This is a genomic window from Chitinophaga sp. (assembly GCF_035564935.1).
Taxonomy (GTDB): Bacteria; Bacteroidota; Bacteroidia; order Chitinophagales; family Chitinophagaceae; genus Chitinophaga.
In genome coordinates this window covers 1-1,590 of record NZ_DATMTE010001127.1, presented here as the reverse complement: position 1 = coordinate 1,590, position 1,590 = coordinate 1, and the positions used below count along the sequence as shown (strand labels likewise).

2 protein-coding genes are annotated in these 1,590 nt (G+C 44.9%); both read right to left on the bottom strand.

Translation table 11 applies throughout. The annotated features are described in order from the left end of the window. Nucleotides 1-10: 10 nt before the first annotated feature. Nucleotides 11-670 (bottom strand): CBS domain-containing protein, encoded by a 660-nt coding sequence (locus tag VN105_RS29240; RefSeq protein WP_325646947.1) that lies wholly within the window; start codon nt 668-670, stop codon nt 11-13. Nucleotides 671-787: 117 nt separating this feature from the next. Further along, nucleotides 788-1,590: alpha/beta hydrolase (locus tag VN105_RS29235; RefSeq protein WP_325646945.1), on the bottom strand; the 803-nt coding region annotated here is incomplete at its 5' end.

Genomic DNA, 1,590 nt, shown 5'->3' with positions numbered 1-1,590 from the left:
AAAATCCGCGTTACATGCCGATGTAGTTCATCAGCAGGTCGTAGTTTTTCTTCAGCGCTTCTTCTTCCTGTTCTTCGGCGAAGATGTATTTGATAACGTAATTGAAGCGTTCGAAAGTAGCTACAAGGCCCTGCAGTTCCTGCCGGTTTGTTTTAAGTACTACTTCCAGCTTACCGGTAACAGGATTGGTGATGGTGTTTACACTGAGGAGCGTAACATCGTTTGATTCGGCAATGCGTGCAATTTCGCTGAGGGCGTAATCGCGCGGGTCCACTTCAAAAGCCACGATACCGCCGGGTTCCTTCACCCCGTTATATCTTGCCAAAGCTGCCAGGAGGTTGTCTTTGGTAATGATACCGAGGTATTCATTTTCCTTGTTTACCACCGGGAGGGCCGACAATCTGAAATCGTAAAAAAGTTTGAGTGCTTCAAAGAGATGAGCGTATTCCATGACAGCCGGGCGGGTACTGCTGTACTCCATAGATTCCAGGGGTACATCCGGATCTTCGAGATCCATGATATCATCTTCCTCCACCAGGGCCAGGTATTTGCTATCTACTACCATTGGCAGTTGCGTCAGATGGTATTCGTTCATCAGGCGCAGTGCCTTTGTTCCTGAATCCGATGGATGCAGAACAGGTACTGAAGATATGAGTTCTCTGGCGATCATGTTAGCGTATTCTGATACAATAATAGTAAAGAATATGCCAATAGAAAAAGAAATTACATGTACGCGAAGTCACTGCACCTGTGAGTACAGTTGCAGAGCTGCCTTGAGAGCGCCGGTTTAACTGGCAGGTTGAAGCTTTAGTTTCTCCAGGAAAGCGTGCAGGATTTTATTAAATTCTTCGGGTACTTCCATCATAGGAGCGTGTCCGCATTTATCAATAAACTGCAGTTCAGAATTAGGTATCAGTTTTTTAAATTCTTCGCCAACCATAGGAGGTGTAACCGTATCATTCTGGCCCCATATCAGTAAGGTGGGTTGCTGGATATCTTTCAGTTCATCTCCAAGATTGTGGCGGATGGCTGATTTTGCCAGTGTGATGATCTTGATCACTTTCAGGCGGTTGTTCACTATCTCAAACATTTCGTCTACCAGTTCTTTGGTAGCTATTTTCGGATCATAGAAAGTAAGTTCTGCTTTTTTGCGGATGTACTCATAGTCGCCGCGTTTAGGATAGGTTTCGCCCATTCCGTTTTCGAACAGGCCTGAGCTGCCGGTAAGGATCAGGGATTTTACGGGTGCTTCGGGATGTTTCAACAGGTATACAAGGGCCACGTGACCTCCAAGTGAATTGCCCAGCAGGTGTACATTTCTATACCCCCTGGCTTCAATAAACTTATGTACGTATTTGGCCAGGCCGCCTACCGATGTTTCCAGGATGTTTAAATCATACAGGGGTAACATCGGGATCACAACCTTGTTATATTGCCGGAAGTATTCGATCATGTGCGAGAAATTGCTCAAAGCACCAAAAAGTCCATGCAATAATACCAGTGGTTCTCCTTCTCCTTCTTCTATAAAATTAAACTTACCCTGTGTTTTGATTTCGTAATCCATTGCCAAATCTTGAAAGTCAATTTTAC

Excerpts from the sequence above, each read along its gene's own strand:
- VN105_RS29240 (WP_325646947.1), bottom strand. The coding sequence starts at position 670 with ATGATCGCCAGAGAACTCATATCTTCAGTACCTGTTCTGCATCCATCG.